This is a genomic window from Pistricoccus aurantiacus (assembly GCF_007954585.1).
Lineage (GTDB): Bacteria > Pseudomonadota > Gammaproteobacteria > Pseudomonadales > Halomonadaceae > Pistricoccus > Pistricoccus aurantiacus.
Map to the genome: position 1 here is coordinate 1,755,297 of NZ_CP042382.1, position 25,192 is coordinate 1,780,488.

Annotated in this window: 21 protein-coding genes; 11 read left to right on the forward strand and 10 right to left on the reverse strand. The window is 60.6% G+C overall.

The window, feature by feature from the left end; all coding sequences use genetic code 11:
* Nucleotides 1-111 precede the first annotated feature (111 nt).
* Nucleotides 112-1,830, reverse strand: a complete 1,719-nt coding sequence (locus FGL86_RS08440; protein ID WP_147184152.1) for a tetratricopeptide repeat protein — start codon at nt 1,828-1,830, stop codon at nt 112-114.
* Between the two features lie 56 nt (nt 1,831-1,886).
* On the reverse strand, nt 1,887-2,831 hold the full coding sequence (locus FGL86_RS08445) for a homocysteine S-methyltransferase family protein (protein WP_147184153.1): 945 nt from the start codon (nt 2,829-2,831) through the stop codon (nt 1,887-1,889).
* Between the two features lie 169 nt (nt 2,832-3,000).
* Between FGL86_RS08445 and FGL86_RS08450 the strand changes: the two genes are divergently transcribed.
* The 5 genes from FGL86_RS08450 to FGL86_RS08470 all read left to right on the forward strand — a co-directional run bounded on the left by FGL86_RS08450 (nt 3,001) and on the right by FGL86_RS08470 (nt 11,563).
* Nucleotides 3,001-4,578, forward strand: a complete 1,578-nt coding sequence (locus FGL86_RS08450; RefSeq protein ID WP_147184154.1) for a bifunctional AfsR/SARP family transcriptional regulator/alpha/beta hydrolase — start codon at nt 3,001-3,003, stop codon at nt 4,576-4,578.
* A 226-nt stretch (nt 4,579-4,804) separates the two neighbouring features.
* Nucleotides 4,805-5,323: a hypothetical protein gene (locus FGL86_RS08455; protein ID WP_147184155.1), complete on the forward strand. Its 519-nt coding sequence runs from the start codon at nt 4,805-4,807 to the stop codon at nt 5,321-5,323.
* Nucleotides 5,324-5,430: 107 nt separating this feature from the next.
* Nucleotides 5,431-6,627, forward strand: coding sequence for an IS4 family transposase (locus FGL86_RS08460; protein WP_147184156.1), 1,197 nt, complete (start codon nt 5,431-5,433; stop codon nt 6,625-6,627).
* Nucleotides 6,539-9,964 carry a hypothetical protein gene (locus FGL86_RS08465; protein ID WP_147184157.1) on the forward strand — a complete coding sequence of 1,142 codons (3,426 nt, stop codon included), beginning with the start codon at nt 6,539-6,541 and terminating at the stop codon, nt 9,962-9,964. Before FGL86_RS08460 ends, FGL86_RS08465 begins: the two co-directional genes overlap by 89 nt.
* A 1,407-nt stretch (nt 9,965-11,371) precedes the next feature.
* Nucleotides 11,372-11,563 (forward strand): alpha/beta fold hydrolase, encoded by a 192-nt coding sequence (locus FGL86_RS08470; RefSeq protein ID WP_147184158.1) that lies wholly within the window; start codon nt 11,372-11,374, stop codon nt 11,561-11,563.
* Nucleotides 11,564-11,575: 12 nt separating this feature from the next.
* On the opposite strand, the gene FGL86_RS08475 is transcribed toward FGL86_RS08470, so the two are convergent.
* The gene (locus tag FGL86_RS08475; RefSeq protein WP_147184159.1) at nt 11,576-11,950 is read right to left on the reverse strand and encodes a type II toxin-antitoxin system VapC family toxin; all 375 of its coding nucleotides are present in this window, start codon (nt 11,948-11,950) and stop codon (nt 11,576-11,578) included.
* A 59-nt stretch (nt 11,951-12,009) separates the two neighbouring features.
* A complete protein-coding gene (locus tag FGL86_RS08480; protein WP_147184160.1) occupies nt 12,010-12,243 on the reverse strand; it encodes a DUF2281 domain-containing protein in 234 nt (77 codons plus the stop codon).
* A 193-nt stretch (nt 12,244-12,436) separates the two neighbouring features.
* Between FGL86_RS08480 and FGL86_RS08485 the strand changes: the two genes are divergently transcribed.
* Nucleotides 12,437-13,054, forward strand: a complete 618-nt coding sequence (locus FGL86_RS08485) for a LysE family translocator (protein WP_147184161.1) — start codon at nt 12,437-12,439, stop codon at nt 13,052-13,054.
* A gap of 38 nt (nt 13,055-13,092) precedes the next feature.
* Here FGL86_RS08485 and FGL86_RS08490 read toward each other — a convergent pair whose 3' ends face one another.
* Complete coding sequence (locus FGL86_RS08490) at nt 13,093-13,686, reverse strand: DUF6151 family protein (protein ID WP_147184162.1); 594 nt, start codon at nt 13,684-13,686, stop codon at nt 13,093-13,095.
* A 70-nt stretch (nt 13,687-13,756) separates the two neighbouring features.
* Between FGL86_RS08490 and FGL86_RS08495 the strand changes: the two genes are divergently transcribed.
* Complete coding sequence (locus FGL86_RS08495; protein ID WP_222433813.1) at nt 13,757-15,292, forward strand: BCCT family transporter; 1,536 nt, start codon at nt 13,757-13,759, stop codon at nt 15,290-15,292.
* 43 nt (nt 15,293-15,335) lie between these two features.
* Here FGL86_RS08495 and FGL86_RS08500 read toward each other — a convergent pair whose 3' ends face one another.
* The 3 genes from FGL86_RS08500 to folB form a co-directional block, all read right to left on the reverse strand.
* Nucleotides 15,336-16,946, reverse strand: coding sequence for a BCCT family transporter (locus tag FGL86_RS08500; protein WP_147184163.1), 1,611 nt, complete (start codon nt 16,944-16,946; stop codon nt 15,336-15,338).
* A gap of 102 nt (nt 16,947-17,048) precedes the next feature.
* Entirely contained in the window at nt 17,049-17,570 is a 522-nt protein-coding gene (gene folK, locus FGL86_RS08505) for a 2-amino-4-hydroxy-6-hydroxymethyldihydropteridine diphosphokinase (protein ID WP_147184164.1), read from the reverse strand.
* Complete coding sequence (folB, locus tag FGL86_RS08510; RefSeq protein ID WP_147184165.1) at nt 17,567-17,923, reverse strand: dihydroneopterin aldolase; 357 nt, start codon at nt 17,921-17,923, stop codon at nt 17,567-17,569. Before folB ends, folK begins: the two co-directional genes overlap by 4 nt.
* 92 nt (nt 17,924-18,015) lie before the next feature.
* On the opposite strand from folB, the gene plsY reads away from it, so the two are divergent.
* Complete coding sequence (gene plsY / locus FGL86_RS08515) at nt 18,016-18,651, forward strand: glycerol-3-phosphate 1-O-acyltransferase PlsY (RefSeq protein WP_147184166.1); 636 nt, start codon at nt 18,016-18,018, stop codon at nt 18,649-18,651.
* On the opposite strand, the gene tsaD is transcribed toward plsY, so the two are convergent.
* Nucleotides 18,641-19,681, reverse strand: coding sequence for a tRNA (adenosine(37)-N6)-threonylcarbamoyltransferase complex transferase subunit TsaD (gene tsaD / locus FGL86_RS08520; RefSeq protein ID WP_147184167.1), 1,041 nt, complete (start codon nt 19,679-19,681; stop codon nt 18,641-18,643). The genes plsY and tsaD overlap by 11 nt on opposite strands.
* A gap of 289 nt (nt 19,682-19,970) precedes the next feature.
* On the opposite strand from tsaD, the gene rpsU reads away from it, so the two are divergent.
* From rpsU to rpoD, 3 genes are all read left to right on the forward strand, one after another.
* Nucleotides 19,971-20,186, forward strand: coding sequence for a 30S ribosomal protein S21 (gene rpsU, locus FGL86_RS08525; RefSeq protein ID WP_019952611.1), 216 nt, complete (start codon nt 19,971-19,973; stop codon nt 20,184-20,186).
* Nucleotides 20,187-20,297: 111 nt separating this feature from the next.
* Nucleotides 20,298-22,184, forward strand: a complete 1,887-nt coding sequence (gene dnaG / locus FGL86_RS08530; protein WP_147184168.1) for a DNA primase — start codon at nt 20,298-20,300, stop codon at nt 22,182-22,184.
* 271 nt (nt 22,185-22,455) lie between these two features.
* Nucleotides 22,456-24,306, forward strand: coding sequence for an RNA polymerase sigma factor RpoD (gene rpoD / locus FGL86_RS08535; protein WP_147184169.1), 1,851 nt, complete (start codon nt 22,456-22,458; stop codon nt 24,304-24,306).
* A 129-nt stretch (nt 24,307-24,435) separates the two neighbouring features.
* Here rpoD and FGL86_RS08540 read toward each other — a convergent pair whose 3' ends face one another.
* Nucleotides 24,436-25,068, reverse strand: a complete 633-nt coding sequence (locus FGL86_RS08540; RefSeq protein WP_147184170.1) for a hypothetical protein — start codon at nt 25,066-25,068, stop codon at nt 24,436-24,438.
* Nucleotides 25,069-25,192 lie beyond the last annotated feature (124 nt).

Genomic DNA, 25,192 nt, shown 5'->3' on the forward strand with positions numbered 1-25,192 from the left:
TGTCATTGGCGGCACTCTCGGTATCGAACTCCTTCGTCATCTTCTTCCAACGAGACCGACAAACGTCCTTGTTGTCAGCTTCGGTACTTGGACATTTCGATCTTGACTCCATCACAACCGGTCAAGAGACAACAAGGTATTGTCGCCCAGCCATACCCGACGGAACTCGCGCTCGGTCTGCCTGGCGGAGGCGTCGCCGACTTGTTGCTGCGCCTGCAGCAACCCCCACAGCGCCCAGCCGTTTTTCGGCTGTTTCTTCAGCGCCTGGCGGAAGGTGGCGATCGCTTCCTGGGCGCGGCCGTCCTGAAGCTGCACCGCGCCGAGGGTCTGGCGGACGGGGTAGTACCAGTAGGGCGGTTCCATATAAGCAATGGTGTCTTCCAGAGCGATCGCTTCCTGCAGATGATGCTCGGCGGCCGGATAGTCCTGCCTGGCCTGTTCGACCCGCGCTTCGACGATATGCTTGGCGATCTCGAGCAGGGTGCGCGCGGGCACGTATTGAGCCTCCAGCCCGTCCAGGTCGGCGTTAGTATAGAGTTCGTCCAAGGCTGCCGCTTCCGCCAGCGCCTCGTCGACCCGGCCCAGCCGGGCGAAGGCCACGCCACGGGCATAGTGCCAGTAGCCCTTGACGAAGGGGAACTGGTCGCCGGGGTCGTTCAGGGCCAGGATGGCTTCCGGTTCCGCGAACTGGGCGTGGGCGGAATAGGGCGCGGTCTTGATCGCCTGTGCCCAGCCGAGCTCGGCGGAAACCTCATCCGAGGTGATGGCGTCGAGCTTCTCGGCGGATGCCAGCACATCGTCCTTGGCCCCGGTCATTTGCGCGGCCATCAGCAAGAAGTGCACGTTGTGCGGATAGTAGCCGAAGCGATAGAGCGGGCTGGCGGCATCGCCCATCGCCTCCAGCATCCGCTCATCCGCGGCGATGGCGTCCCGGTTGACCGCCAGCGAATCCTGGTAGCGACCGACCCGGCTATAGATATGCGCCGGCATGTGCGTCAGATGACCGGCTCCCGGCATCGCGCCGCGCAGGGCATTCGCATGAGGCTCCGCGCGTTCCGGGGTCGCGGAGGCCTCCACGGCGTGGATATAGAGATGCGCCGCCGCCGGATGGCCCGGCGCGACGGCGAGCGCACGCTCCAGGGTGGCGACGATATCCGCCGCATATCCCTTGGGGGTGGTGCCATCCGCTTCCCAATAATCCCAAGGCTGCAGGTTCATCAGCGCGTCGGCGTAGAGCACCTGGATATCCGCATCCCGCGGATAGCGCTGGGCGACCGTCCGGATGGCGTCCGCCCAGGCCCGGTCGAGGGCCGCGCGATCCGCGCTCGAATCCGCGGCGTAGCGCTTGGCCAGCGCCTCGATCAGCGCCTGCTCCTTGGGAGTCGCTTCGTCCTTTAGCGCCATCGCTTGGGTGATCGCCTCGAAGGCCGGCGCGATGGCCTCATCGTGCATGGCGTCGTTGATATTGGAGCCGAGCACGAAGGCCTCGCCCCAGAAGCACATGGCGCAACTCGGATCGAGCCGCTGGGCCTCGCGGAAGGCACGGCGCGCCTCGGCGTGATTGAAGCCCCAGGCGAGCTTCAGGCCCTGATCGAAATACGCCTGGGCCCGTGGGCTTCGGGTGGTGATCTCGTAGCTGCGGCTGCCGAGCCCTTCGTATAGCGGCACCCGAGCGGCGAGATCCGCCGTCGGCTCGGCCCGCTCGCCGGCGTAGCCGACCCCGGGCTTGAACAGCTCCGTCTTGCGCGCGTCCTCGTGAGCTAAGGAGGCGCTACCGATCGCGGCGGCGAGCACCGCCGCGGCAGTCAGGGTGAATGTCTTTATTTTCATGATAAGTCTCCTGTCGTCGGGTAGTCGTTGTCGGCCAGATCCAGGTTGTTGACTGGTTAGCTCGCCATAGCGTCGTCCGAGGTGAAGGCCTTGGCGATCGCACTGACATGGCGCAGGTCCGTGCCGCAGCAGCCGCCGAGCACGTTGACCCAGGGCATCCTGGCGGCCAGCTCCCGGTAGAGGGCAGCCAGCTCCCGTGGATTGCCCGCATCGAGCTCTTCCGCGGCGTCCAGTTCCGCGTGGCTGCAGCGCGAGGCGTTGCAGCGCAGCCCCTTGATCCGCCGCGACCAGCCGGCGTCGGTGATGGCGTCGCGGAAATGCTCCGGATGGGCGCAGTTGACCATGAAGTAGGCCGCCGCCCGGCGAGTCGCCGCGTCCACCTCACGAATGGCCTCGCCCAGGGGCTGGCCGGTAGGCAGTCGGCCGTCCGTCTCCACGGTGAAGGAGACGACGATGGGCAGATCGGCCTTGTCCGCCGCCTTGACGATGCCGGTGGCTTCTTCCGCCTGGGTGAAGGTGAGCGCCGAGACCATCTCCACCTCGCTGTCGACCAGCCAGCGGATCTGCTGGGTGTGATACTCCTCCGCCTCGGCGGCGTTCAAGAGTGATTCCGGCGCGTAGGCGTCCCCCTTGGGGCCGATGACCGCATTGAGCACGATAGGCCCCTGGTTGCCGGCGAACTCGTCCCGCAACGTGGCGATAAAGTTCACCGCCTCGAGGTTCGCCGCGCGCAGCTCGGCTTCCGTGGCGCCCAGGTCCTTTGCCCAGTGGCTGTGGGCCTTCCAGGTCGGAGCGTCGAGAATGAAGCCGGTCCCGCATTCCCGGGCGAGGGATAGGAAACCGCGAAAATACTCCGACAGGGCATGGCGGCCTGCCGCGCTGGGGAGCAGGGTATGGGCGGCGAATTCGCGAATCTCGACGCCGCGGTTGAAGATCAGATCCGTTTCCAGGCCGCCATCGGTCAGGAATAGTTCGCCGGAGGCTTGGGGTAGCACTTTCATTCGACGATTCATGGTGGTGTACCTCGTTCGTTGGGCCCGGCCCCGTGCCGAGCCTTGCAACACGAAAGTTATGTGGCTGCCGTGGTAGCCAGCGTTGTAACCAGCGTGGAATTTTCGCTAAAAGCCGTCGACACTGTAGGAAACAAGACCAGCCCGTGAGCGCACCGCGATGGCCAAGCTCGGGATTCAGACCCTGGGTGAACTGGCGATAAGCCGGGATGGCGAGTGCGTGCCCTTGCCGGCGTCGAAGAAGACCCGCGCCTTGCTGGCCTATCTCGTCCTGACCGGACGTCCCCAGCGTCGCGACCGGCTATGCGAGATGTTCTGGGAGATACCCGACGACCCGCGGGCCGCTCTGCGCTGGTCCTTGAGCAAGCTGCGCCCGGTGGTCAACGACGCCGTAACCGAACGGCTGGCGGCGGATCGCGAGCGGGTGACCTTCGTATCACATCAGGTCGAGATCGATATCCGCCGTCTGGCGGAACGACTCGAACGGGAAGACCTGACGGTGGCGGCGCTGCGCGAGATGGCGGAGCGCTTGAGTGAGCCGCTGCTCGACGGTCTCGACCTGCCCAATCAGGAGCTCTTTCAGCGCTGGCTGACCGCGGAACGTCAGGAGATGCAGCGTCTTCGGGCGGGCGTGCTGCACCGGTTGGCCACCCACGGCGATATAACGCCGGATCAGGCGCTGCCTTGGAGTAGGGCTTGGCTGGAGGCGGACCCATTCAACCGCGAGGCGGCCGCGCGTCTCCTGGTTTGTCTTCGTCAACTGGATCGTTTGCGCGAGGTCGAAACCCTGTCCCGAGAGCTGGCACGACGCTTTCACGGTGCCGGGCTCGAATGGCCGCCGAAATCGGCCTCTGAACAAGGCGCTGCCAGGCCGGATAACGAGTACCCGCGGCAGTGGCTGGCGCGCCAGGAAATCCATTTCTGTACCGCTAAAGATGGGGTGCGCATCGCCTACGCCTGTGTCGGCGAGGGGCCGCCCTTGGTCAAGGCCGCCAACTGGCTGACCCACCTGGAACTCGACTGGGATGCGCCGATCTGGAGCCCGCTGTTTCGCGAACTCGCCAGCGAGCATTTGCTGGTGCGCTACGATGAGCGAGGTAACGGGCTTTCGGACTGGGACGTCGGTGAGCTTTCCTTCGATGTCTTCGTTACGGATCTGGAGACGGTGATCGATGCACTCGGCCTCGAGCGCTTCGCGCTGCTGGGCATCTCTCAAGGCGCCGCGGTGTCGATCGAGTACGCGGTGCGCCACCCGGAGCGGGTGTCGCAGCTGATCCTGTTCGGTGCCTACGCCGCCGGCTGGCGCATCGATGCCTCGCCGCAAATGCTCAAGGAGCGCGAGGCCATGCTGACCTTGACGGAAACCGGCTGGGGCCAGGATAACCCGGCCTATCGGCAGGTCTTTTCCTCGACCTTTATGCCCAGTGCCACCTTCGACGAGCTCCAGTGGTTCAACGAATTCCAGCGGCGCACCACCTCGCCGGAGAACGCGGCGCGCTTCCTGTCGGCGTTCGGGGATATCGACGTGCGCCATCGACTCGGCCTGGTATACGTACCCACCCTGGTCATTCACTCGCAACGAGACGGGCGCATTCCGATCGACTCGGCTCGAAAGATCGCCGCCGCCATTCCCGAGGCGGAGTTCATGAGCCTAGATAGCGATGGGCACCTGCTGCTGGGCCGTGAGCCCGCGGCTCAGGAATTCGTCGAGGCGGTAAGGCGCTTTATCAGCACCTGATCGGTATGGCGGTGGGGCTGTCCGTGTCCAGAAATTCATGGCGGCCATCATCACGTTGAACGCCGGCTCCCCTGCCAGCGGCTAGTGGTTGGCGCTCTCAAGTGGTATGAACGCCGCGCCGGGTATGGATGAGGCCAACAATCTTCGGGGTGGTTGGGATGGGTCCTCAGCGAAAAGGGAGTCTATAATTCCTAATACTCCTTGAGTTCATCTAAAGGAGGTTGCCATGTTTCGAATCTTCGGCAACATCAGGGTCAAAGAGACAGGGGAAGCCATCCCTGGTCTCGTCGTCGTTGTGTTTGACGTGGATCCGACGCAGTTCGACCCTAATCACCTAGTAGTGAGAGACCTTCCCGAGGGGGTACGGGCAGACCGGCTCGGATCGGTGCTCACGGACGCCGGTGGTCATTTTGAATTGACTTTCGAACAAGCGGATTTCCAACTGAGTGATCAGGAGGAGCGGCCGGATCTTATGCTGGTAGTCTTCGCCCCCGAGGACAGCCGCTCCGCCAATGAGCCTTCACCCGTGACGCCCCAGGAACGTGTTCTCCACGTCTCACGCGTTCCGCGGCAGGACGCTGGCCGCACGGAGGCTTACGCGATCCGACTGCTCAAGGCTCAGCTCGATCGCTTCGAGATCCCGGCCGGGGGCGACCGAGCAACGCTGGATCCCGCGCAATACGTGGCCGCCGTGCAGGGGGCGTGGGACTTTCAAGACGCCGTCAAGAAGGGGCTTCAGCCCTGATGGATCCCCAGGAAAGAAGCAGTAAAATCAGAAGGATATAATTGAAAAGGCCTGCATGGATTGGCATGTTGTTAATCGCCAAACCAACAATATGCCGAAGGAGATCCATGCAGGCCCCTCGATTCTTGCATACTCTGCTGACGTCATCACTCCCCTCGATCCATGCCAAACGCTTGCAGACACTGCTCGACACGGTGGGGGCCCTGTTGAGCGAGCGCCGCCTGGGCTTGACCGCCCTGGGGCGTGCCTTACCGGGACCGGTGGATACCAAGCATACCATCAAGCGGGTCGATCGGTTGTTGGGCAATCCTTATCTTCACCAAGAGCGGCCGTTATTCTATTGGCTCGTGGCCACCCTGCTGGTCGGCCACACGACACGCCCGCTGATTCTGGTGGACTGGTCGCCGATCGATGACCGTGGCCAGCGGTTCCTGCTGCGTGCCGCCGTGCCATTTGCCGGGCGCTCCTTGCCGATTTTCGAAAAAGTCCACCACAAGGATGGCTGCCAACACTGTGAAGCGTACTTGCTCGCGGCCTTGGCCGAGATCCTGCCGGCCAAGGCAACGCCGATCCTGGTCACCGATGCGGGCTTTCGCAACCCGTGGTTCAAGGCGGTCGAGGCACGTGGTTGGTACTACGTTGGTCGGGTATGCAGCCCCACGCGCTGCCAGGTGTCTGGCGGCGCGTGGCGACCTGTGACCGCCTTGTTTCAACACGCGAGTTCGGTACCGCAATCGCTGGGGGCTGTCGAAATCGCCGAGAGCAACCCGCTGACCACCCACCTGGTGCTCTATCATCGGCCGCCGAAAGGGCGAAAGCATCGCAATAAGCGAGGTCAGATCTCCCACGACGGCCGCAGTCAGGCGATGGCCCAGCGCCAGAAGGAACCTTGGGTGCTGGTCAGCAACCTGCCGGAGCGCTCCACGCTGGCGGACAAACTGGTCGCTATCTATCGGCAGCGCATGCAGATTGAAGAGGGCTTCCGTGACATCAAGAGCCCCTTGTTTGGTCTGGGCTTCGGCATGCACCAGTCTCGCCAGAGCAAGCGCATCGAAATCCTGCTGCTGATCGCGATGCTGGCCAATGTCGTCGTGATGGTGGCCGGCCTGCAGGTCCGTGACAGCGGTCAACAGCAGCGCTTCCAGAGCAACAGTATCCGGCACCGGAACGTGCTCTCCGTATGGCGCTTGGGGCTCGAGCGGCTGCGGCGTCGTCGTGTCGATGCTGCCCCTTGGCCTTCTTGGAAAGCGCTTCAAGCAAGCCTTCAGGAGGAGGCCAGGGGGCAGGCCTTATGCGACGGATAGCCGAAGTTCGTGGGGATCCCTCAGGCTTCAGCCCCGCCTCAAACAGGAGGCGGAAAAGGCCCAGACACTCGCCAAAGAGGCCAAAGAAAAGTTCAAAGACCTCTCTGCCGTCCCCAAGGCAGTGCGAGAGCAAGACCCGCTCTTCGTGGCAAAATCCGGGGAACTGTCCGCCGCTCAGAATACGGCGATCGAAAAGGGTCTGGAACGCCTGTCGGAGTATCGGGGCCTGCTCCGGATCAGCCTTAGCGACGCCAACATCGAGCGGCTCAACCCCGCCAACGGCGAAGGCGGGGAGCACACCCTTGAAATCATTGACGGTCGGGTCGAGGGAGAAGCCGATGCGTCGGCCCTGCTCGCTATCGTGTCGGAACGCGGCGGGGGCACGGATCGCGTCCGCAGTCACAGTCTGATCGACGCCTGCGTGCCGTCGGAGCACACCGTTCCCGCGACCGACGATGCCACAGCCTCTCCGGCGGCGCTCATTCCGCTGTCCCGAATAAGCCGTGCTGCAGCGCCGGGCGACCGCGTCTCTGTGGCCGTGCGCGTCGCGAACGCCCGCGGGCTTGCTCACGCCGGGATCGATGTCGCGTTCAGCGTGACGGAAGGGGACGGCTTCATCAGCCCCTCCATCGCCAGAAGCAACGCCGAAGGCAGGGCCGAAGCCATGTGGATTCTCGGAACCGGTGAAGGCTTGCAGACACTCACGGCGACCGCGGCCGGGCTACCTGCCGTGACGTTTACCGTCACTGCATCGGAGGCATCTGCAGAACTCACGACGGAGGAAGCGGAACGCCGGCTACTGGAGCGCATTGTCGGGCAGGTGCAAGAGCTTGAAGCGGCGGAAGCCACCGATGCCCTGCCCAGTCGCCCCGACCAGCAGAAGGTGCGAGAGGCCGTTCAGTCTCTGAAGCTGGAAGGCGGTCCCGCCGACGCCACCGCCTACCATGACTTCCACGTACTCCAGGTTGCGTTTAAGCATGTGTGGACGGAGGCGTTCGATGAGGTGTTGAAGGAGCGAGCGAAGGCCCTTTACGAGGAAATCGTTCGCGTCAGGAACGAGGTCGGTCTCGACACTCCCGCGATTGAGTCGATTGCAGAAGTGAACCAGTTGCGAGAACTTATAGCGGAAGTCCGAGGGGACGAGGCAGTCCGGGCCTTGGAGCTTGTGCCACTCGATGTTGCATACTTTTTCCCGGATGTTTCCCAGCGAGAATGGAACACTCTTAGCCGGCCTCAACAAGCTGCTGTGCATAGGCAAGCAGCGAAGGCTCTCGGCGGGGACAGGGAGAGAGAGGTTGCCCGAGAAGAGGTACGAGTTATAGTCTCCAGTCCAGAGGGACATGTGAGTAGAGTAGAAGGGCTTCTGCTTGACCTAGGCGATCGCCTATCCAAACCCTTCGCCTTCGATCTCTTCGCTCCCAACTCTTACAACTTCGGCATCATGCTGACGTACCGCCAGAAATGGGAGCCGCTGAGTTACCAGGCGGGTGATTTGGTGGCTACTATTCCGCTCGCTCCGGGCGAGACACGGAAGTTCACCAAGAAGGAGGTAATCAAGAAGAGCCGAGCCGAGAAAGAGATCGCCAAGGCGATGTCATCACGATCCGAGGAGCTGTCGGAGATCCGTCGAGCCGAGGCGGAAATTATGCGTAAGACCTCGATCGCCACTAACTTCAAGCAGACTGCTCAGGGCTCGTTCCAGATCGGGATCGCCGATATCGCCGGTTCAACCGAGTTTGCTCTCAATCAGGCCGAAGAGTCGGCTAGCAACAAGAAGGAGTTTCGTGAGTCGACGCTAAAGGCCGCCGAAGAGTACAAACAAGAGCGCGAGCTTCAGATCGAATCCACCTCGACGGAAGAGATCGAAACCACTACCTCGGGCGAAATCAGCAATCCGAACAACGAACTCACCGTCACCTACCTGTTCTATGAACTTCAGCGGCGCTACCGCATCAGTGAGCATATCCACCGGGTCAGGCCGGTGATTTTAATGGCGCAGGATGTCCCGGCACCCCATGAGATCGATGAGGACTGGCTGCTGGCGCACGAGTGGATCCTCCGTCGGGTGATCCTTGATGACCTCTTTCTCCCAACTCTAGATTACCTGCAAACTCTAGCGAGTGACGAGATCGCACTCGAGGTTCTTCGTGGAGAAATGGAGCGCCAAGCCACAGTTGTCGACGAGACAAAAGCCCAAGTCGCCACTTCGAGTAGAGCCGTCGAAAGAGCCTTCGAAAAACTGCAGCAAGCCTTAACGGAGGAAATTTCCGGGGCTGCAGGAAGGGAAAGCGAAGGCATCATTGAAGACGTGGGCGAGTTCTTCTTTGGCGAGGCGGACGTGCCTGAAGAAGTGAGCCGTCTCAAAGTCGCGCGAGAGAGAGCAGCACTTGAGCGACTTGAACGTGAAGCTGAGGATCTGCGCTCGGAATTGGAGAAACATACCTCCGCTCTACATGAAGCTACACAGCAATACACCGATGCGCTTAGGCGACAACTCGATCGCAGGACACAGGTTTCTGCACTGCGCATCCACGTCAAGCAGAACATCCTCTATTACCTGCAGGCTATCTGGGATCACGAACCGCCGGATCAGCGGTTCTTCCGGCTCTACAACAAGAAAGTCAAGTGCCCCGATCTGGCGGAGGATTGCAAGGTCGAAGCCATCGATCCCCTTGCTGCACCAGGTCGTATGGATCCAATACTGGACCTTGGAAGAGACCTACCTGGCTCATCCGGCGGTTCGTCGCGTCGCACACCCGCGTGGATGGACTTTCGCTGCACGCCGACGATTTCCGGCGAAGAAGTCGATCTGGTACAGATCGCCGACCTCGATCATCCGCTCGGCTACAAAGGCAACTACATCATCTTTCCGCTCAAGGAATCCTGTTACCTGACAGACTTCATGATGCAGGAATACGTGGATGACTATTTTGGGGTCCGCGATCCGGACGAGTTCGGTAACTACACCATCGAAGAGCTGGCCGAGTTCATCCGCTGCGTCTGGCACCGCGACGACGTGACGGATAAGGACCGGGAAGTGCTGCGGGATATTTTCATCTACCGCCTCAGCGAGCCGCGCCGCTCTTCCGATGAGATCATCGTCCCCACAGGTCAGCTCTTCATCGAAGCCCTGACTGGCCGCCATCCGCTGCTGGAGGACTTCAAGCTCCGCCATCGCATGGAGGACGTCCGCAAGGTTCAGTCCGAGGTCCGCCACGCCGAACTGGAGAACCTGCGCCTGGCCGCACGGCTGGTGGCAGGAGAGCGAGAGGATCCAGAGATCGAGAAACGGATCCTGGTGGATCGAGACAGCGGCACCGTGGTGGATACGGAGTGATATTAACAAGAGGCAAAAATGGTGGAGTACGGACGCAATGTAGATGTGAACGACCAATTGGGGTGCCTCCAGCGGGTCAAGCCGAGTTGCAGGCGGAAAGAAATGGTTGTCCCAGCAACCTATGCACAGCTGGAGAGATGGGTCAGAGATAACTGGATAGCCAGATGTGTTTGGAATGACGAAAGAGGTCTTCCGCTTGAGCGCCAGCGTGAGTTGGTGACGGGCAACCCGAGCCTTTGGAGAGTATGGTTGATCATACGTCGGCAGAGGGGACAGCGCGTTACGGTACTAGCAGATTTTGTGTGGGATGGTTGCCGCGTTGGCCGCATCGATTTTTATGTGGATCAATTGGTGCAGGTCACTCCGGGAGAGCCCTTTGTTCAGCACCTGCCCTCGGAAGAACCGATCCCAGAAGAGGATCTGCCGAGTCGTCCGTCCGTGGAGGATCCAACACCGAGCCTGCGTGAGTTCAGGCCAGGTCCCCCGAGTCCTACTGTTTTCCTCCGTGGTCTGCGAATCATTCTCAAGGGGTACCGAGCCGGGTTGGAGTTGGGACGTGAGGTGCCGCTCTATGGTGGACGTGCTTATGGTTTTGCTGACACGCTGGCCCGGATGGCATCCACTCTACCCAACGATGCGGAGTCGATCCATGGCTTTAGGCCTCTAGAACCACGCCCTGACACGGACGCGGCTGTAATTCGTCGTGCTGGCGGAAATCAAACTTGGCTTCGTGGGTACCGCGAAGGATTCGCTCGCGCCTTGCGCCATCTGCGCGAAAATTTCGAGGTCTTACCCATACGTGGCCAGGCATTCCCATCAGTCTTCTACCTACGCGCTCTACAAATGAGATACGGCGCGAGCCGGCGAGCAGTCCGCCAGGGGTTGATTCGAGAATACATGAACATCGACGTTGACTGGCGTCAATACGTGGATGATTGATGGTTGCTCCCAGAGACGGCTCGTCTCGCCTATATATCTTCGAGGTGCTACAGCAGTTTTGTATGTGGAGCTCGACTACACGGGGAGGGGAGAAGCCGAGATCACTGACATCGTATTTCGTCTCGGTGAGGAATTGTACGAGAATCGCCGCCGGCTGCACGAATGACGCGACCGCTGTGGTCCCGGCGTAAGTTGCCCGCGATGAAACGGTTCAGTGACGAGAGCTGGCTATTGGTGAGTCACAGCCGCGCTACGGCGGTGGCAATCGCGCCGGGGCTGACTGCCTGGGATACGGGCGAGATGTAGACAACGGAATCTGTGACTATGAGCACCGTTCTCAGGGCTAGGCCGGGAGCCCATGCGTCCAAGCTTGGTAGGAGCCGGCATCGCACCATCCGAACTTAAGTACGCGGCATCGCCGAGGCCTGCGTCCACGCCCGGCAGCAACTTTACGGCACAGTAGAACTAGTGTGCATACCCACTCTGGTCACTCACTCGCAACGAGACGGGCGCATTCCGATCGGCTTGGCCCAGGAAATCGCCGCCACCATTCCCAATGCGCAGTTCATGAGCTTGGCGAGCGATGGTCATCTGCTGCTGGGCCGCGAGCCGGCGGCCCAGGAATTCGTCGAGGCGGTGAGGCGGTTTATCGCGGGGTAGGCGATAGGGAGGTCACGCTTCGTTGATACGCTCGATGACGATGGTTTTGTCAAAGCGCTCGAAATCCTTGATGTTGTGGGTCAATAGGCAAGGGATATCGTAGGCGAGAAGGGTCGCCACGATATTGGCATCATGAACCTGTTTGCCGCCGATAGGAAAATCGTTCACCAACCTAGTCAACTGGTTGGTTACGGTGGCGGTATCGTCGGCGATATGGAAGTGCTCGACAAACTGATCGACCTGCTCGAGCACCGTGGCTTTGGATAGATTCTCGAAAGTTTGCGGGCGGGTCATGGTCACCAGATATTCGCGAATGATCTGTCGACTAATCCAGAGGGTCCGACCCCCCCCAGCGCGCCGTATTGATTGCTGCCAGTGCCTGTTCATGGAACGGTGTTTCCATGACATTAGCGTAAATCAAAATGTTGGTATCGATGAATAGCGCGTTACCGTCCGTCATCGCTGTACATATCCTCCCGGCGCAGACTCAAATCCTTAGGCCACTTGCCTACGCTGATAACAGGAAAATCCAGCGTTTCCTTCTTATCAGCGACTTCCTCTTCGCGCGCCGTGCGCTCCTTCAGAAAATCCACGAAATCTTCGACCTGCGCGAACCGATCTTCCGGGAGCGATTGAATCTTCTCCAGTAACATCTGGGTCTTGTGCATCGCGACGGACATGGTGCACCTCCAGCCACTGCCATCATTGATCGCTTGTGTTCTCTTTATCCCATTTTTGGCTCGGCTTGACCACAAGGCAATCGCCTTTGGCCGCGCGCCGGCGGCGCAGGAATTCGTCGAAGCGGTGAGGCTCTTCGTGACGGGGTAGGGCAGAATAATGACTGGCGACTCTTCAATATGGAAATACTTCGTGATGTTCGATTACACCCTTCTGCACTGGGCCACCTTCGGCTCCGCGGCAATCCTGCTCAACCTTTCACCGGGTCCCGACATGGCGTTCATTCTGGGACAGACGGCCACCGGCGGCCAACGCGCCGGTTTCGCCGCGATGTTTGGTGTCTGGACCGGTGCCTTCCTGCATGTATTGATGGCGGCGGCCGGACTTTCGGCGGTCGCGTTCTCGGTCGTCAAGTGGATTGGCGCCGCCTATCTGATCTGGCTGGGTATCAAGATGCTCACATCAGCGGGTGGGGCGCTTGCCGCGGATACGCCGCCAAGCCCGCAAGCGTCCTGGAAAACCTTCCGGCAAGGTATGCTGGTGTCGGCGCTCAATCCCAAGGTCGCGATATTCTTTCTCGCTTTCCTGCCGCAATTCGTGGTGGCGGGCGCCGGGCCGATGTCGGCGCAACTGTTTCTTCACGGCGCGCTGATCATCGCCATCGCCGCACTCATCGAACCGCCGCTGGTCATCGCCGGGGCGCGGCTGGCAACTGCGCTGCGCTACAATCGTCGCTTGGCAGCCTGGCTCGATAGAGGCCTGGGCGGCCTCTTCGTCGGGTTGGGTGTTCGTCTTGCCTTGAGCGAACGCTAGGCCTGTTCAATAAACCGATGGCGCTATGCCTATTCTGTTCATAACTGGCGCTTTATATCATGTAGCGCCTGCTCGCCAAGTACCGTCGGCGCGACTACAGGCGTGCCGCTCTCCGAGAAAAAAGGCGTTTTCCGGTAGTCGCCGTTCAGCCGTGCGGTCAGGAACATGCGACCCGCGCGCCAGACACCGCCGGGCAGGCCGGTGGTTTTCGGCTTGGGCTCGCCCTTGGCGTGGCGGGTAAAGACGCGCATGCGCACCGGGCCGAAGGCCTCGTCCAGCGAATCCTGCTCGCTCGTCAGGCAATCGGCGACCAGACCGACGAAGGAAAGCTTGAAATTGGCCGGAGTGTTGCCGATGGCGGTATTGCAGCAGGCCGCGTACCAGCGCAGCAGCCCCTTCGGGGTCAGACGCATGCAGGCCAGATGCTCGAGCCCCTGGGTAAAGGTGACATGCCTGGGCAGGAGTTGAACGACATCGCTGCCGCCGGCGGCATCGAGGATCTCCTTCTCGCGCTTCAGGCAATGCGCGAAGGCCTGGCAGTCCGTGCAGTAGCAGACGCAGCGGTTAACCTGGCTCGGCGGCGTCAGGCGGCCTTGCAGCTTGCCGCAGCGGCAGCGTATCCAATGACTCATGAAGAATTCTCCCTCGGGAAGCGCGACGCTGAAAAATACGGTATGTTTCGCGCGGTGACATGGAGGTTATATGAAAGACATGATGCTTGATTACAAGATATTTGTACCCGCCTTGCTGATCGTCGTTGCGATCAGCGTCCCTTTCGTTCTTTATGAACAGCGCTCACTGGATCTGCTCAATGGCATATTCGATGCCATCGTTCATGGGTTCAGTTGGGGCTATCTCTGGTACGGCGTTGCCTTGGTGATCATAGGACTTTACCTGGCCTTTTCCCGCTACGGTCGTGTCGTCCTGGGAGATCCCAAGAAGGCGCCTCGCTTCACCCTGTTCGAGTATGCCTCCATCCTGATCGCCATGGGACTCGGTTCCACCATCATGCGCACCGGCATGCTGCAGTGGACTGCGGTGGCCAACGATCCGCCGGCGGGGGTAGAGGCCGGCTCGCCGGAGTCCCTGTTGTGGGGTGGCGCTTATGGCATGTTTCTGTGGGGTTTTCAGGTGTTCGCGATTTTCGTGATCATCGCCCCGGCCATGGGATATATCCTGCACGTACGTCAGCGTCCCTTGATGCGCATTTCGGAAGCCTCGCGCAGCGTGCTCGGCGACAGAGTGGTCGATGGCCTGGGCGGAGCGTTCCTGGATATCCTGTTCCTGGTCAGCATTCTCAGCGGCGCGGCGGTGACCCTGGGGCTGGGCGCGCCCATCGTGACCTACAACCTGGCGGAACTGATCGATATCGAGGTGACGTTCAGCCTGACCCTGACGGTGACCCTTGTCTGGGTCGTGATGTTCTCGATCAGCGCCTATCTGGGCATCGAAAAGGGCATCAAGCGCCTGAGCACCTTCAATATCTATCTGGCCGGCGCCTTTGCACTGTTCATTCTTTTCGCCGGGCCGGGGGTGTTCATCCTGAACTTCTTCTCGGACAGCATCGCCTTTCTGTTCTCGCGTTATCTGGAAATGTCACTAGGCACCGGATCCGTACGCGAGGGCGGCGCCTCCCACGTGCAGAGCAATACCGTGTTCTGGTTTGCCTACAGCGCCACCTGGGCACTGCTGCACAGCGTCTTCGCGGCAAAGATTTCCTACGGGCGCACGATCAAGGAGATGATCCTGACCTACCTGCTGGCGCCAGCGGCGATCGCCTGGGTGGCCAGCGGGGTGCTGGGGGGGCTGGGCGTCTATCATTATCTGGAAGGCAATCTCGACGTCCTGGTGCTGGTGGAAGAACAGGCGCGCATGGTGGCGATCCCGAGCATCCTCGAAACCCTGCCGCTGGGCAATCTGGCGGTGGCGGTATTTATCCTGGTGGCGATGATTTTCCTGACCACTACCTTGGATTCAACGACCTACACCGTGGCCGCCTACACCAGCACCCGGGACATGAGCCACAACGAGCCGGCTCGGATACTGCGCATCGTCATTGCCCTGGTGATCACGGCGATGGCGCTGGTCCTCATGCAGGTGGGAGGATTGGCGCCGCTGGAGGTGGTCTCCGGGCTGATGGGGCTTCCGGTGATCGTCATTCAGTTCCTGCTGATTGTTGCGGCGAAGAAGATGATGGATGAGGATCAGGCCTGGAAATATAACGTGCGCGAGTCTTGAGCGGCCTGCTGGCCGCTCTGACAGTTGCTTTGCGCTCGTTGCGCTATAGATCCTCGACCCTGGGCGGCTCGCCTACGCTGGTCTTGTGAATATGTTCCTGGGATAAGCCTTTGAACAGGCCGATCATCATGATAAAGGCCAGGATGAAGATCGGCAGGCCGATTACCGTAATGACCTGCTGCAAGGCAAGCAGTCCGGTTTCGCCGGCCAGCACGATCAGCATGGCCGCCAGCACCCCTTCGGAAATACCCCAGAACAGGCGCTGACGCACCGGGCCGGGCTCCGGGGTGCCGGTGCACAGCATGTCTACCACCAGAGAGGCGGAATCCGAGGAGGTGGCGAAGAAGATTGCCACGATCAGCACCGCCAGGCCTTTGACGATGGTGGCAAAGGGAAAGTGCTCGAAGAAAGCGAACATTGCCAGCGGCACGCTCTCTGCCACCGCGGCGGAAAGCTCCCCGGCCTGAGCGCCGAGAGCAGCTCGCGCCTCCGCACCGATGCCGTCGATCTGCATGGCGGACCAGCCGAAGATGGCGAACCAGATCAGGGTAAAGATCGAGGGAGCGAAGAGTACCCCGAGGACGAACTCGCGGATGGTGCGTCCCCGAGAAATACGCGCCACGAAGATGCCGATGAATGGCGACCAGGTCACGGTCCAGGCCCAGTAGAAGACGGTCCAGTTACCCTGCCAACCCCAGCCGCCTTCTTCGTGGGTGTACTGGGCCAGGGTATCGTTCCAGAAGGCCATCGGCACAATGTTGTAGATATAAAGCCCGAGCGTCTCGATGGTGGCGCGCAGCAGGAATACCGTGGATCCGGTGAACAGCACGAACAGCATCAAGCCCACTGCCATGCCGATATTGATGTTGGACAGAAGCTTCACGCCCGAGTCCAGGCCGGCAACGATGGAACCCACGGCGACGGTGGTCAGGATGGCGATGATGATGACCTTCGGCATGACCGCATTCGAAATACCGAACAGCTCGCTGAGGCCGGCATTGATCTGCTGGGTGCCCAGGCCGATGGACACCGCGACGCCGAACAGGGTGCCGAGCACCGCGAAGACATCCAGGGTCTTGCCGATGGGCCCGTAGATGCGATCACCGATCAGCGGATAGAACACGGAGCTGTAACGCATCGGCAGGTTGTAGCGATAGATGAAATAGGCGAAGGCCAGCCCCGGCAGGGTGAAGATTGCCCAGGTGTGCAGCCCCAAGTGATAGATCGCGAAACCGATGGCGTCGTCCGCGGCTTCCACGGTGAAGGGTTCGACTTCCGGATGTGGCGGATTGGAGAAGTGGGAGATTGGCTCCGCCACGCCCCAGAACATCAGCACGGTGCCGATGCCGCCGGCGAACAGCATGGTGAACCAGGAGATATTGCCATAATCCGGCTTGGCGTCATTGCCCCCCAGGCGAATCGCACCGTAGCGGCTTATCGCCACCCACAGCAGAAAGATGACCCAGCTGGTGACGCCAAAGATGAAAAACCAGCCAAGGTTGGTGACGATCCAGGTGCGTCCCGCGCCAAAGGCCTGCTCGATTTCCTCCGGGATCACCAGCAGGGTGATGAGAAAGACCACCATGATGCCTGCTGAAACGAAGAAAATGGTCGGATCGGTTTGAAGCCCGAGTTTTCGCGCGAGTTTTTCCATCGACGAGTTTCCTTATAATTTTATGCTTCTAGCAATAACAGTAGAAGTAGATAAGCAAAGCGTCGAATAAGAGAATCAAGATTTTAGTCGCAGTACGCGGGGCTAGTCCGGCCAGGAGATACGCCGTTCTCGCCAACGGAAATCTATCGGCCACAAGGGTTGCTCGGTTGCATCGAAGGCAGCCCATAGGGCGGCGTAGGTCAAGCCGTTTTGCGGATGGCAGGCCTCCGGCAGCAGCTCCGCCAGAGGCTTCAAAACAAAGGCATAGCGCTCAATATCCCCCCGAGGCAGAACCACGCCGTCGATATTGCCGGTCAGCTCGCCCACGCACAGCAGATCGATATCCAGGGTGTGCGAGCCAGACGTGGAGCTGTTTGCAAGGCGGCCTTGGGCAAGCTCCAGCGCCTTGCACCAGGCACGCAAGTCGCCTACTGGCGCGGCGCTTTCGAAGGCAACGACGAGATTGTGGAAATGATCCGGACTTTCCAAGCCTACTGCCGGGCTTTCGAAGACTCGGGAAATCTCAAGCGGGCCAAAGCGTTCCTGCAGGGCGTCCAGACAGGCAACGATATGCCTGTGAGGATCGAGATTGCTGCCGATGCCGAGCAGCACATGGCGGGTCATTGCGTCTTGCCACGTTCGATACGCACGCCTACCGCGGCGGCGTTGGCGATCGCTCCGGGCTTGCGCACCGTCAGCCGCAGCCAGGAAATCGCGAACTCCTTACGCAGCTTGTCCGCAAGTCGTTCGGCGAAGGTTTCCACCAGGGCGAAGCGGGTCTCGGCGGCAAAATCCATGATGCGCTGGCTGATGGCCGCGTAGTCCAGAGTCTGGCCGACATCGTCATCGGCGGCGGCGGGGCGCACATCAGCAGCCAGTTCCAGATCGAGCACCAGACGCTGTGAAATCTCCCGTTCCCAGTCGTAAACGCCGATGACAGTCTCGATGTTTAGTCCTTCGATCAGTATTCGGTCCATCGGCTTTCTCCCTGGCGCGATTCAAAGCTCTCGATTGTACGAGAGCAAGCGGGCAGAATCATATTTTACCGCTTGCTCGAGAGCCGTTTTGCATGCCGCCATCTTCTCTTGTCACACTGGTAGGCGCGCTGATGCTGCTGGCCTATCTTTGCGGCTCCTGGCTAGGCGCCCTGAGCGTGTGCCGTCTGGCTGGCCTGGGGGATCCGCGACAGGAAGGTTCCTGCAATCCGGGTTTCTCCAACATGCTGCGTCTGCACGGTCCGCGCCTGGCGCTGACGACCCTGATGCTGGATGCGGTGAAAGGGGTTCCCGTGCTGCTGATAGCCAAAGCCTTGGCGCTGCCGAATGGAGCGCAAGGGCTGATTGGTCTTTGTGTGCTGTTGGGCCATAGCTATCCGCTATGGTACGGATTCAAGGGCGGCAAGGCAGTGGCCAGCGCCTTTGGCGTGCTGCTGGTATTGACGCCTTCCCTGGCGCTGATCTGCGCTGCCTGCTGGATGGTGCTTGCCTGGCGGGTGCGTACCGCCGCCGTCGCCTCGCTGGTCAGCGCCATGCTCGCCCCGGTGCTTGCCTGGTGGCTGGCGCCTGACTACCTGTGGATGGTGGCGGCGATTACCCTGCTGGTGCTGCTGCGGCATGGGCTAAATATTCGCCGGCTACGCCAAAAAGCCGAGCCCCGCCTGGATCAGGCGTCTGGATCTTCGCAGAACGATCGGTTCAATCGTTAGGCGTTCTAGGCGGCTGTAACCCTTCAAGAGACCAGCGTGGTAACGCCTTCATGACGCTGTCGTCCCGCTCTCCCGCCAGCAAGCGTTGTGCCCCCACATAGGCGATCATCGCGCCGTTGTCGGTACAGAAGCGCCCACGCGGGTAGAAGACCCGAGCGCCGCGCTTTTCCGCCTCGCCGCTCAGGCGTTCTCGCAGTCGGGTATTGGCGCTGACGCCGCCGGCTATCACCAGGCGCTTGAGGCCGGTCTGATCCAGCGCCCGACGGCACTTGATGGTCAGGGTATCGACCACCGCGTCCTCGAAGGCCCGGGCGATATCCGCCTTGCCCTGTTCGTCGAGTTGGCCTGCGCTTTGCAGCTTTCGCAACGTGGTCAGAGTATGGGTCTTTAGCCCCGAGAAGCTGAAATCGAGCCCTGGTCGGTCGGTCATCGGCCGCGGGAAACGAAAGCGCGTCGAATCGCCTCGTTCCGCGAGTCGCGCCACGTTGGGGCCGCCGGGATAATCCAGGCCAAGCATCTTGGCGGCCTTGTCGAAGGCTTCTCCGGCGGCGTCGTCCACGGATTCCCCCAGCAGCCGGTATTTGCCCAGCCCGCGCACTTCCACCAGCTGGGTATGGCCGCCGGACACCAGCAGCGCGACGAAGGGAAAGGCCGGCGGCTCGCTTTCGAGCATCGGCGCCAGCAGGTGGCCTTCCATGTGATGAACGCCGAGTACCGGGATGCCAAGCGCCCGGGCCAATCCATGCGCGGTGGTCGCGCCGACCATCAGCGCGCCTACCAGGCCAGGGCCGGCGGTATAGGCGATGCCATCCAGATCCCGCCGCTCGAGATTCGCCTGATCGAGCACTTCCTGAATCAGCGGCAGCAGTTTGCGGGTGTGATCCCGAGAGGCAAGCTCCGGCACCACGCCGCCGTAGTCCGCGTGCATGGCGATCTGGCTATACAAGGCGTCGGCAACAAGGCCGCGCTCGGTGTCGAAAATGGCGACGCCGGTTTCGTCGCAGGAAGTCTCGATGCCCAGTACCCGCATGAAGTCGTCTCGTTGAAAGCGTTTCCACCATTGTACTCGCCACGATTTCCGTCGGCAGCGCTTTGTTGAGCGAGGGTGAATTTGCAAAATAGCGGGTTGGTGACTAAAATACCGTCCGCTGCAAAACTGGGTCGTGCGCCCAAGGCTCTGTTGGCTCCCTTTTTCCTAGTCTTGTGCTTTGTTGTGTGCTTCGAAAAGCTCGCGCAGGGCCGGAAGGGCAGTTTCAATGGAAGGGCTCGGAGGTGTGCGTACAAACCGAACTCAAGATTTCAAGGTAGGTGAGTGCTTAATGCCTTCTGTCAAAGTACGTGATAATGAGCCGTTCGACGTCGCTCTGCGCCGTTTCAAGCGTTCCTGTGAAAAAGCCGGTGTTCTCTCCGAAGTGCGTCGTCGCGAGCATTACGAGAAGCCCACGGCGGAGCGCAAGCGCAAGGCTGCTGCCGCGGTCAAGCGTCACGCCAAGAAGCTGCAGCGTGAGCGCAAGCGCTTCGAACGGATGTATTGATCCGTACAGGAGACGGTAAGCCGTCTCGGAAGGACGCCAAGCGGCTGCCCTAGGGTAGCCGTTTGTTTTTCACGCCACGCTCGTTTGCCCAATTGGATAGGCCACACACCCATGGGTCAGATTCCTCAACGCTTTCTCGATGACTTGCTGGCTCGTGCGGATGTGGTCGAGGTGGTGGGGGAGCGGGTACAGCTCAAGAAAAGCGGTCAGAACTATTCGGGGCTGTGTCCATTTCATCAGGAAAAGACGCCGTCCTTTACCGTCAGCCAGGACAAGCAGTTCTATCACTGCTTCGGCTGCGGTGCTCACGGCAACGCGCTACGTTTCCTGATGGAATATGACAACCTGCATTTCCCGGAGGCGGTGGAGCAACTGGCCGCTCGCCAAGGCTTGGAGGTACCTCGGGAGGGCGCCAACGACCCTCAGGCCAAGGCTCGGGAGCGCAAGCGTCAGGAGGGGGTCAATCTGCTGGAGCTGGCCAATCGCTTCTTTCGCAGCCGCTTGAAGATGCCGGAGGCGGCTCAGGCGCGGGGCTATCTCGAAAAGCGCGGCCTGGCGCCGGAGATTCAAAAGGATTTCGCTATCGGCTATGCCCCCAGGGAATGGGAAGCGCTCAAGCGTCATCTGGGGGAGCAGGGGGTCAGCGACGCGGTGCAGATCGAATATGGTCTGCTGGTCCATCACGAGGACAGCGGGCGCTGCTATGACCGCTTTCGCGATCGAGTGATCTTCCCGATCCGCGATTTCAAGGGCCGTACCCTGGGATTCGGCGGGCGTGTGCTGGGGGATGCCAAACCGAAATACCTGAACTCTCCGGAGACCCCGGTATTCCACAAGCGTCGTGAGCTTTACGGCCTGTACGAAGCGCGCCAGGCGGATCGTCACCTCGAGCGGCTGCTGGTAGTGGAAGGCTACATGGACGTGGTGGCGCTGGCTCAGTTCGGCATTCGCAACGCCTGCGCCACCTTGGGCACCGCCACCAGCGAGGAGCATCTGCAGAGGCTTTTCCGCCTGGTAAGCGAGGTGGTGTTCTGCTTCGATGGCGATCGCGCAGGACGTCAGGCGGCGAGTCGCGCCCTGGAAACCGTGCTGCCGTCGATGATCGATGGACGCCAGGTACGTTTTCTGTTTCTTCCCGAGGGAGAAGATCCGGATAGCCTGGTACGCCGGGAAGGCGCGGATGCCTTTCGCGATCGAGTCACCTGCGCCAGTCCCTTGTCGGAATTTCTCTTCGAGGAAGCCGGCCAGGGGCGGGATCTGGCGCGTATCGAGGATCGCGAGCGCTATGCCAGTCAGGTGTTGAAGGCCCTGCAGCGTCTGCCGGAAGGGGTGCTCAAGGCGATGCTGCTGGGGGAACTCTCCCGGCGCACCGGCGTCGAACAGAGCCGCCTTCAAGCATTATTGTCCGAGGCGAACTCACGTCAGGCAAGCCGCGAGACCTCTTCGGCTCGAGGCGCTCAGTACGGCGATTTGCTACAAGGAAATGCCTCGGCGGATTATGCAAGGCCAGGTTCATCAGGTACAGAGACGGCGTTATCCCGAGTAAACTCACGCCGAGCGATCTCTCGCCAATCGAGCTCTCTGGGGCTGATGGCCCGGGCGCTGCAACTGCTGGTGCACGAGCCGGCCCTGGTCGCGCGCTTGCCCGAGGATAATGACTGGTGTTCTCCGGATGAACCGGATGGGGCGCTGTGTGGGGAAGTTATCGAGCTGTTGCGCGCCGGGCGCTACCGCAGTCCACAGGTGCTGCTCGCGCATTTCCACGGCAGCGAACAGGGGCAGCGTCTGGCGGAGCTGGCACGCCGCGAGGTGTTGATAGCCCGTCAAGATCGCGGAAATGAGCTCAAAGCCCTGGTCGATCACTTCCGGCAACGCCGCTCTCGACAGCCCCCCGAAATCGAATACGCGCAGTTACTGGCCAAGGAAAAAGCCGGGCAGAGATTGGATTTTGCAGAAAAACAGCGGCTTGGAGAGTTGTTGCTGACGTTGAATCGCTGAATGTTTCACGCTGATCGACGTTGGGAGACACGGCAAAATTGCCAAGGATTGGCGCAAGGGTTGAATTGTTGCCTAACATCACCATCTAAATAGGCAACGTGGGCAAGCGTCCCATTACCGACATAACCAAACAAACTAACACACCCAGGCGTCGAAGCAAACGCAATGCTGGCTGGATGGCAGGATTCGCCACTATACTGCAGGCCTTTACGACTTCTCGTCGCCTAACGCGTTTGGGTGCTCCATTCTTCTTCGTCGAGATAGGGTTTCTATGGCTGGAAATGCGCAGCAACAGTCACGTCTGAAGGAGTTGATCGCACGGGGTAAGGAGCAGGGTTACCTGACTTACTCCGAGGTCAACGATCATCTTCCGGAGGATATCGCCGATCCGGATCAGGTGGAAGACATCATTGGCATGATCAACGACATGGGCATCAGCGTCGTCGAGGTGGCTCCCGACGAGGACACGCTGATGATGTCGGATCAGTCCACGGACGAACAGGCCGCGGAGGAAGCCGTGGCCGCTCTGGCCGCGGTGGAAAGCGATGTCGGTCGTACCACCGATCCGGTGCGCATGTACATGCGCGAGATGGGTACCGTCGAGCTGTTGACCCGGGAAGGCGAGATCGAAATCGCCAAGCGTATCGAGGAAGGCACCCGGGAAGTCATGACGGCGCTTGCCTATCTGCCCGGCGCGGTGGATTCGATTCTCGACGCCTATGACGTCACTCAGGACGAAGAGGCGCCGGGGCGTCTGTCGGATCTGTTTTCCGGTTTCATCGATCCGGACGAGGGTATCCCCGGGATCGCGGAGGCGGAAGTGCCGGAGCCGGAAGCCGAGCTGGACGCGGACGGTGAGGCCGACGGCGAGGACGACGATGACGATACCGCCGAAGAGGAGAGTGTCGGCGGTCCGGATCCGGAAGAGTCCCGGGCGCGTTTCGAGCAGATTCGTGAACAGAATGTACTGGCCAAGGCGGCCTTGGCGGCTCATGGTCGCACCAGCAAGGAATTTATCGCCGAACAGACGAGACTGGCGGAGCTGTTCTCGCCGATCAAGCTGGTGCCCAAGCATTTCGAGCGTCTGGTCGGTCAGATCAGGATCAGCATCGAGCAGGTGCGTGCTCAGGAAAAGCTGATCATGCAGCTGTTCGTCAAGCAGGCGAAAGTGCCGCGCAAGACCTTCATCAAGGCGTTCCCGGGCAATGAATCCCGGGTCGAATGGCTCGATGAGTTCCAGGCCAATAACGCCAAATATGCCGCACGCCTCGAACCGCTTCGCGAAGACGTTCAGCGCGCCCAGCGCAAGATCGGTTTCGAGGAAGACATGATTCAGCTGAGCGTGGCGACCCTCAAGGAGATCAACCGGCGGATGTCCATCGGCGAGGCCAAGGCGCGGCGAGCCAAGAAGGAAATGGTCGAGGCCAATCTGCGCCTGGTGATCTCCATCGCCAAGAAATATACCAACCGTGGCCTTCAGTTCCTGGATCTGATTCAGGAGGGCAATATCGGCCTGATGAAAGCGGTGGACAAGTTCGAATATCGCCGGGGTTACAAGTTCTCCACCTATGCTACCTGGTGGATACGTCAGGCGATCACCCGCTCCATCGCGGACCAAGCGCGCACCATCCGAATTCCGGTGCACATGATCGAGACCATCAACAAGCTCAACCGCGTGTCCCGGCAGATGCTGCAGGAAATGGGCCGCGAGCCGACCCCGGAGGAGCTCGGCGAGCGTCTCGAGATGCCGGAAGACAAGGTGCGCAAGGTGCTCAAGATCGCCAAGGAGCCGATCTCCATGGAGACGCCCATCGGCGACGACGACGATTCCCATCTGGGGGATTTCATCGAGGACAGCACCCTGGTGCTGCCCGTCGACTCCGCCACGGACGAAGGCTTGGTGGAAACCACCCGCAACGTGCTGGGGGGGCTGACCGCCCGGGAGGCCAAGGTGCTGCGCATGCGCTTCGGTATCGACATGAATACCGATCACACCCTGGAGGAAGTCGGCAAGCAGTTCGACGTGACCCGGGAGCGCATTCGTCAGATCGAGGCCAAGGCCCTGCGCAAGCTGCGCCATCCTTCCCGCTCCGAATCCTTGCGGTCGTTCTTGGATGAGTAAGTCGGATGAATAGGCTGGACGAGTAAGTCGGATGAATAGGCTGGACGAGTAACCCCGCCAGCTTCAGACGCATCGAAAACGCCCTGCGGTTATCCCGCGGGGCGTTCGTTTATACAGGGGGTAAAGGGATCAGCTCCGCTTCAAGCGACGCCTGATCAGCAGGAAAAGCTCGATCATCGCCACCAGCATCAAGGTGTAGCCGAGCAGTTCCGTGACTTCCTCCGCTGCATCCTTGAAGACCCGTCGATAGGCATCGCCGAGCACTGCTTCCCACATTTCGCCCCGCCCGTAGAGACGCGAGAAGACATAGGTGGTCAGAAAGCCTGCGGCAAACAGTCCAAAGGAAAAGCTGTTGGCGTAGCCTTCGAATTCGGTGATGAAGACATGGCGCCGACGGATCACGTAAAACAGGCAAGGCAGTATCAAAAGGGCCACTAGCACTTTCCAGGTGTTTTCCGCTACATATTGGTCCAGCCAGGCATCCTGCTCGCGAATCAGCGAGGCGCCCAGGAAGGCGAAGAAAAGGCAGCAGACGGCCGGCATTTCCGGCCGTTGGCGCCACAAATAAAGCGCCAGCATGGCACTCGCCAGCAAGACCCCGGACTGGGCGAGTTCGGTAAAACCGGTTTCGGAAAAGCGTCTCTCCGGCAGGTACAACGCTTCCAGATAGACGCCCTGCATCAGCGCGCCGATCAGCAGGATATAGAGCAGGGCGCGAAGGCAGATATGGCGAAAGCGAAGGATGTCGGTGGATGGAGTCATGAAATCAAGGCATTCCTGAAAAACTGTTTTCCGTTAAATGGACAACAAGCTGTCTATATTAGCGTAGAGTCTTTGCTGGTTGGTACCGCCAGGTGCTGCCTTCCTCGGAAGCGGGGGCTCCGGT

What these genes read in the sequence shown, in the direction of transcription:
- FGL86_RS08480 (WP_147184160.1), bottom strand. Translation starts at nt 12,243, where the DNA reads ATGTCCGTCGCGATGCACAAGACCCAGATGTTACTGGAGAAGATTCAA.
- rpoD (WP_147184169.1), top strand. Translation starts at nt 22,456, where the DNA reads ATGGCTGGAAATGCGCAGCAACAGTCACGTCTGAAGGAGTTGATCGCA.
- FGL86_RS08495 (WP_222433813.1), top strand. Translation starts at nt 13,757, where the DNA reads ATGAAAGACATGATGCTTGATTACAAGATATTTGTACCCGCCTTGCTG.
- FGL86_RS08455 (WP_147184155.1), top strand. Translation starts at nt 4,805, where the DNA reads ATGTTTCGAATCTTCGGCAACATCAGGGTCAAAGAGACAGGGGAAGCC.
- FGL86_RS08475 (WP_147184159.1), bottom strand. Translation starts at nt 11,950, where the DNA reads ATGAACAGGCACTGGCAGCAATCAATACGGCGCGCTGGGGGGGGTCGG.
- folK (WP_147184164.1), bottom strand. Translation starts at nt 17,570, where the DNA reads ATGACCCGCCATGTGCTGCTCGGCATCGGCAGCAATCTCGATCCTCAC.
- FGL86_RS08445 (WP_147184153.1), bottom strand. Translation starts at nt 2,831, where the DNA reads ATGAAAGTGCTACCCCAAGCCTCCGGCGAACTATTCCTGACCGATGGC.
- FGL86_RS08490 (WP_147184162.1), bottom strand. Translation starts at nt 13,686, where the DNA reads ATGAGTCATTGGATACGCTGCCGCTGCGGCAAGCTGCAAGGCCGCCTG.
- dnaG (WP_147184168.1), top strand. Translation starts at nt 20,298, where the DNA reads ATGGGTCAGATTCCTCAACGCTTTCTCGATGACTTGCTGGCTCGTGCG.
- FGL86_RS08540 (WP_147184170.1), bottom strand. Translation starts at nt 25,068, where the DNA reads ATGACTCCATCCACCGACATCCTTCGCTTTCGCCATATCTGCCTTCGC.
- folB (WP_147184165.1), bottom strand. Translation starts at nt 17,923, where the DNA reads ATGGACCGAATACTGATCGAAGGACTAAACATCGAGACTGTCATCGGC.
- FGL86_RS08450 (WP_147184154.1), top strand. Translation starts at nt 3,001, where the DNA reads ATGGCCAAGCTCGGGATTCAGACCCTGGGTGAACTGGCGATAAGCCGG.
- FGL86_RS08500 (WP_147184163.1), bottom strand. Translation starts at nt 16,946, where the DNA reads ATGGAAAAACTCGCGCGAAAACTCGGGCTTCAAACCGATCCGACCATT.
- FGL86_RS08485 (WP_147184161.1), top strand. Translation starts at nt 12,437, where the DNA reads ATGTTCGATTACACCCTTCTGCACTGGGCCACCTTCGGCTCCGCGGCA.
- rpsU (WP_019952611.1), top strand. Translation starts at nt 19,971, where the DNA reads ATGCCTTCTGTCAAAGTACGTGATAATGAGCCGTTCGACGTCGCTCTG.
- tsaD (WP_147184167.1), bottom strand. Translation starts at nt 19,681, where the DNA reads ATGCGGGTACTGGGCATCGAGACTTCCTGCGACGAAACCGGCGTCGCC.
- plsY (WP_147184166.1), top strand. Translation starts at nt 18,016, where the DNA reads ATGCCGCCATCTTCTCTTGTCACACTGGTAGGCGCGCTGATGCTGCTG.
- FGL86_RS08460 (WP_147184156.1), top strand. Translation starts at nt 5,431, where the DNA reads ATGCAGGCCCCTCGATTCTTGCATACTCTGCTGACGTCATCACTCCCC.
- FGL86_RS08440 (WP_147184152.1), bottom strand. Translation starts at nt 1,830, where the DNA reads ATGAAAATAAAGACATTCACCCTGACTGCCGCGGCGGTGCTCGCCGCC.